The following is a 5,449-nucleotide window of genomic DNA, read 5'->3' as shown; positions in this document are numbered from 1 at the left end:
GAGCACGGCGCCAGCGCGCGGCGCGCCCTTGCCGAGGCGGCGCTGGCCCGCCGCGCCAAGGCGGACGGCGCGACGCCGGCATGGCGCGCCTGGTTCGACGGCTCGGCCCGGCCCAACCCCGGACGCTGCGGCATCGGCGCCGTGCTCGCCGGACCGGGCGGCGTGCGCATCGAACTGTCGCGCGACGCCGGATACGGCAACAGCAGCGAAGCGGAATACCTGGCGCTGCTCGCCGTCCTCGAAGCGGCCGTCGAACATGGCGTGCCGGCGCTCGCCATCCTGGGCGACAGCCAGGTCGTGATCGACGACGTCCAGGCGCCCGACAGCGCCAGCGCCGCCGCGCTGCGCCCCTACCGCGAACGGGCGCGCGCCCTGCTCGCCCGCCTGCCGGGCACGACCCTGCGCTGGATCCCGCGCCACAAGAACCTGGAGGCGGACGCGCTGTCGCAGCGCGCCGTTCCTCTCCACCACGACGACGACACGCATGCACCCGAACAAGGACGAACCGAAGCTTGATCTCGCCACCTGGCGCCCCCGGCTGGCAGCGCTGGCCGCGGGCAGTAGCGGCGGCGACGGCGCCCACGACAGCGCCCACCTCGAGCGTGTCTGGCGCAATGCCCAGGCCCTGCTGGCGCAGCGTCCGGAGGCCGACGCCCTGGTCGTGATGGCGGCCTGCTACCTGCACGACCTGGTCAACCTGCCGAAGAGCGACCCGGACCGGGCCCAGGCCTCAACCCGCTCGGCCCGGCTGGCGCGCCACCAGCTGGCCTGGATGAATTTTCCGCCGGAGCGGCTCGACGCGGTGGCCCATGCCATCGCCGCGCACAGCTTTTCCGCCAACATCGCGGCCGAGACGCTGGAAGCGAAGATCGTGCAGGACGCCGACCGCCTGGACGGCCTCGGCGCGGTCGGCCTGGCGCGCATGTTCTACATCGCCGGGCGCATGGGTAGCAGCCTGGCCCATCCCAGCGATCCGCTCGGCAGCGCGCGCGAGTTCGACGACCGCAGCTATGCGCTCGACCACATCATGGTCAAGCTGGCCAGGCTGCCCGGCATGATGCAGACCGAGGCCGGGCGCGCGCTGGCCGAGGAAAGACTGGCGCGGCTGATGGCGTTCCGCGAGGAGTTCGCCGCCGAGAGCGGCGCCCAGCCCGGCTAGGCCGCCGCGGCAAAGGAGAAACCCGCGGAGAAATCGGCGGCCCGATCGCCGGCTGAAGTTTGCACGGTGTTAAGATAGCCGGATGTCATCCGCTTCGAGGCATCCATGACCAGCCCGACCGCCTTACCGAACGCCAGCACAGGCAAGCTGAATTTCGTCCTGGTCTGCATCTTCATCGACATGCTCGGCATCGGGCTGATCGTGCCGGTGATGCCGCTGCTGGTCGGGGAGTATGTGCCGGCGCGCGACGACCAGGCCCTGTGGTTCGGCGTGCTGGCCGCGACCTTCGGCGTGCTGCAGTTCCTGTTCATGCCCGCCCTCGGGGCCCTGAGCGACCGCGTCGGGCGCCGCCCCGTGCTGTTGTATTCGATGGGCGGGATGTGCGTGAACTTCCTGGTCACGGCCTGGGCGCCGAGCCTGTTCTGGCTGTTCGTCGGGCGCATGATCGGCGGCATGTCCTCGGCCAGCATGTCGGTGGCCGCGGCCTACGCCTCGGATATCTCGACCAAGGAAAATCGCGCCAAAAGTTTCGGCAAGATCGGCGCCGCCTTCGGCCTCGGCTTCATCTGCGGTCCCATGCTCGGCGGCCTGCTGGGCAACAACGACCTGCGCCTGCCATTCTACGTGGCGGCGCTGCTCGGGGCGGCCAACCTCGTGTATGGCTACTTCATGGTGCCCGAGTCGCTCGCGCCCGGCCAGCGCCCGCCCTTCTCCTGGGCGCGCCTGAACCCGCTGGCCGCCCTGCTGCGCCTGGCGCGGCGCCAGGACATCCGCGGCCTGATCGTCGTCATCACCCTGGTCACCTTCGGCCAGATGATGCTGCAGTCGACCTGGGTGCTGTACACCACCTTCCGCTTCGACTGGACGCCGCGCGACAACGGCATCGCCATGTTCTGCGTCGGCCTGGTGTCCGCCGTGGTCCAGGCCTGGCTGCTGGCGATCCTGATCCGGCGCTTCGGCGAGGTGCGCCTGTCGCTGATGGGGATCGCCTCGGGCGCCCTGACCCTGCTCGGCTATGGCCTGGCGACCCAGGGCTGGATGATGTACGCGCTCATCCTGTGCAACGTGCTCGGCTTTGCCGCCACGCCGGCGCTGCAGGCGATCGTCTCCAAGGCCACGCCGGCCGGCCAGCAGGGCGAACTGATGGGCTCGCTACAATCGATCAGCAGCCTGGGCGTGATCATCACGCCGATCGTCGGCACCGCCATCCTGGCCAGCGTCAGCCACCTGCCGCCGGGCGACTGGCGCATCGGCAGCCACTTCCTGCTGTGCGCGGCCATGCAGACGGTGGCGGTCGTGGTGGCCTGGCGTTACTTCCGTACCCACCGCGTGCACGACAGCCATGGCGAAAGCCAGGGCAAAGAAGAGCTGCGCGCCTGATGCCGGAACCGGTGCTGGCGGCCGTCCTTGACGCCGCCCTGATCGCCGGCGCCGCGGCGGTGCCGCGACGGGCCTGAGAGCTCAGAACTTCATTTCCAGCGTGGTGCGCAGCTTGGTTTCGTTCGGGTAGTTCCAGCGGCGTTTTTCGAGGCCGGACACCGGATCGTAGTAACTCGGCTCGAAGGAGCTGTTTTCCGCCAGCAGGTTCGATACCGCGACCCGCAGCGTGAGCTTTGGGTTGAAGGTCCAGGCGGCGTAGGCATCGAGGTCGGTGCGGGCGACCCGATAGAAGCCCCGGTTCACGTCGACCTGCACATAGCCGCCGCGCCGGTGCGCCGCGCTAGCGCCTGCCGCCAGTGCGCCGGACTTGTAGTCGAACCCGAGGTTGGCCGTGAGCGGCACCTGCTGTTCCATGCGGTTGTACGGGCCCGGCACCGATTCGACCCGCGACCAATAGCGGCTGACGCTGGCGCGCAGGTCGATGGCCGGCGCGCCGGCGAACAGCGACTTGAGAGGAAATTTCGTCTCGATCTCGAGGCTGCGCATGGTGGCGCGGTCGTCGTTCACCGGCGTGAAAATCCAGCGCAGGCCGTCGAAGTAAATCTCATTGCTGGTGTAGTCGTCGATGCGCCGCACCGCCCCGCTCACCGACAGCATCGCGCCGTCAAGCCAGTAGTGCTCCCAGGCTGCGTCCAGGCCCCAGGCCAGTTCCGGCTTCAGCTTCGGGTTGCCCTGGAAATCGGCTTCGGTGGCGCTGTTGTTTTCCCATTCCGCGCGTAGCGGCACGATGCTGAGCAGGTCGGGAGCCTTGTAGGTGCGGCTCAGTGCCAGTCGCACCTGGTCGCCCTGCTTGCCGTCCTTGCCGGGCAGCTTGTACAGGGTCTGCAAGATGGGGCTCAGCACATCCGAACGCACGCGGGTCGGCTTGACCGCATTTCCCAGCACCCGCGTGCGCACGCCTTCCCAGCGGGCTCCCATGTAGATCGACCATTGCGGGGTGATGGTCCACTCGTCTTGCGCGTACAACGCGGCGCGGGTGACGTTGGCCCGGAAATCCTCGTCCAGCATGTGGCCGGGAGCGAAGGCACGTATCCGGTCGCGCTCCGTACGTATCACCGTGTTCTCGTCAACGCGCAGGTCCCAGCCCAGCGCCAGCAGGTGGCCGCCGTCCATGGTCCGGGTGGCCTTGCCGGTTGTGTTCGCGCCGCGTGCGTGGGTGTCGGAGAGCGTGAAGCCATCGGTCTCCGGCAAGCCGTCCGCGCCCGTGCCGCGGCGCCCCACATACATCTTGCGCGACGACCATTCGGCGCCGAACTTCATGTCGAGCTTCAGGCCGGATGCCATGTTGCGGGTCCAGCTCAGGTCCGATTTCAGCATCCTGTCGTCGAATTCACCAAAGGTATGCAGGTCAGGCGTGCGCGGTGGCCGCCCCACCAGCGTGGTAACGACAGGATGCCCGTGGTTGCGGAAGCTCCCGCTGTTGAACATGGTCTCCCACGCCAGGGTGTCGCCATTGTCGAGCGTCCAGTTCAGGCGCGGACTCAGGTTCAGGCGGTTCATGTGTCCTCGTTCCGGCGCGTGCACCGTGCGGTACATGTCGACCACGCCGTCCGGCCGTGTGTTCTCCTCGAAGCCGCCCCATTCACGTGAGAAGCTGTCGTGGTTGCCACTGGCCGAAAGCGCCCAGGACGACTTGTCGCCGCTGTCGCCCACTTGGGTGCTGAAGGTCGGGCCACGGAAGTCGTTCGAGAGCAGGTAGCCGAGCTTGGCCTCGCGCTGGCGTTTGTTGGCCTTCTTGCGCAGCACGATGTTGATGGTGCCGGCCACCGACTCGGTCGAGAACTCGGCGGTGGCCACGCGCAGCACCTCGATGCGCTCGATCATGTCGGGTGCCAGCGTGTCGAGCGCGAAGCCCGCGGGGGTGCGTTCGCCGTTCACCAGGATCTGGGTATAGCCGCCACCCAGGCCGCGCATCCGGATCTGGGTGCTGCGCCCGGCGCCTGTGGTCACGGTCACGCCCGGAATGCGCTTGAGCACGTCGGCCACGGCGGTGTCGCCATAGCGGACGATCTCTTCGCTCTTGATGACGACGCGAGCGGCGGTGTCGTCGCGGCGGGCGTCGTAGCCCGCCCCTTTCACCTCGACCTGCTGGATGGGCGCGTCCGCCGTGGACTCCTGGGCGGCTGCGTGGGCACACAGCCCAGCGATGAGGACTACCAGACTACGGGGGCGCAGCAGTGTCATTCCAGTCTCCGGAAATAGTTGCTCAATTAATGTGAAGAACTATATTCCAGGGAATGGCACTGTGTAAACATTGCACGGAACTTTTTAGTGCTATGACCTAGCAATCTTTACTTCCACGAAAAAGAAGGCGCTGTCAACCTTAACTATGGATGAGCGCCGAACTGCTGAGCTGCTCCATGGTCAAACGCCTGTCACCACAGACGGGAACGACCATGCGCGCACCGCATTTCAAGAAGTGGTTTGCCAGGCTCCCTTCACTGAACCTGCCCCAGCGCCTGCAGACGCTGGCCGCCCTGCATCCCGCTGCCGGGCTGGACCAGGTGATTGCCCTCATCGGCCAGATCGGCGGCGCGATGCGTCGCTGCCCCAGTTGCGCATGCGAACGTTACTACCGGCATGGGCAAGCGAACGGCCTGCAGCGCTACCGCTGCCGCGCCTGCGGCCGCACCTATAACGACCTGAGCGGCACGCCGCTGGCGCGGCTGCGGCTGCGCGAAAAATGGCTCGATTACCTGGGCACCGTGCTCGACTCGACGTCGGTGCGCGCCGCCGCCAAGGAAGTCGGGGTGCACCGCAACACCGCCTTTCGCTGGCGCCACCGCTTCCTGAAAGGTCCCCAGCAGGATCAGCCACAGCGCCTGGGCGGCATTGCCGAGGCCGACGAAA

5 protein-coding genes are annotated in these 5,449 nt (G+C 67.7%); 4 read left to right on the top strand and 1 reads right to left on the bottom strand.

Going from position 1 to position 5,449, the window contains the following annotated elements:
- The 3 genes from ACK4S9_RS16290 to ACK4S9_RS16280 all read left to right on the top strand — a co-directional run.
- Positions 1-516, top strand: a 516-nt coding sequence (locus tag ACK4S9_RS16290) for a ribonuclease HI family protein (protein ID WP_409727576.1), incomplete at its 5' end; no start/stop codon positions are given.
- Entirely contained in the window at positions 485-1,159 is a 675-nt protein-coding gene (locus ACK4S9_RS16285) for an HD domain-containing protein (RefSeq protein ID WP_409727573.1), read from the top strand. The genes ACK4S9_RS16290 and ACK4S9_RS16285, both read left to right, overlap by 32 nt.
- A 105-nt stretch (positions 1,160-1,264) precedes the next feature.
- Positions 1,265-2,539 carry a TCR/Tet family MFS transporter gene (locus ACK4S9_RS16280; protein WP_409727570.1) on the top strand — a complete coding sequence of 425 codons (1,275 nt, stop codon included), beginning with the start codon at positions 1,265-1,267 and terminating at the stop codon, positions 2,537-2,539.
- A gap of 81 nt (positions 2,540-2,620) precedes the next feature.
- Here ACK4S9_RS16280 and ACK4S9_RS16275 read toward each other — a convergent pair whose 3' ends face one another.
- On the bottom strand, positions 2,621-4,783 hold the full coding sequence (locus tag ACK4S9_RS16275) for a TonB-dependent receptor plug domain-containing protein (RefSeq protein ID WP_409727568.1): 2,163 nt from the start codon (positions 4,781-4,783) through the stop codon (positions 2,621-2,623).
- 212 nt (positions 4,784-4,995) lie between these two features.
- On the opposite strand from ACK4S9_RS16275, the gene ACK4S9_RS16270 reads away from it, so the two are divergent.
- Positions 4,996-5,449 (top strand): transposase (locus tag ACK4S9_RS16270; protein ID WP_409727565.1); only part of this gene is annotated, 454 nt, incomplete at its 3' end.

Origin of the sequence: Massilia sp. (genome assembly GCF_046293535.1) — a bacterium.
In the GTDB taxonomy this organism is placed as follows: domain Bacteria; phylum Pseudomonadota; class Gammaproteobacteria; order Burkholderiales; family Burkholderiaceae_D; genus Telluria.
Note: the sequence above shows the minus strand (reverse complement) of the source record. Positions and strands in the feature narration are given on the sequence as shown.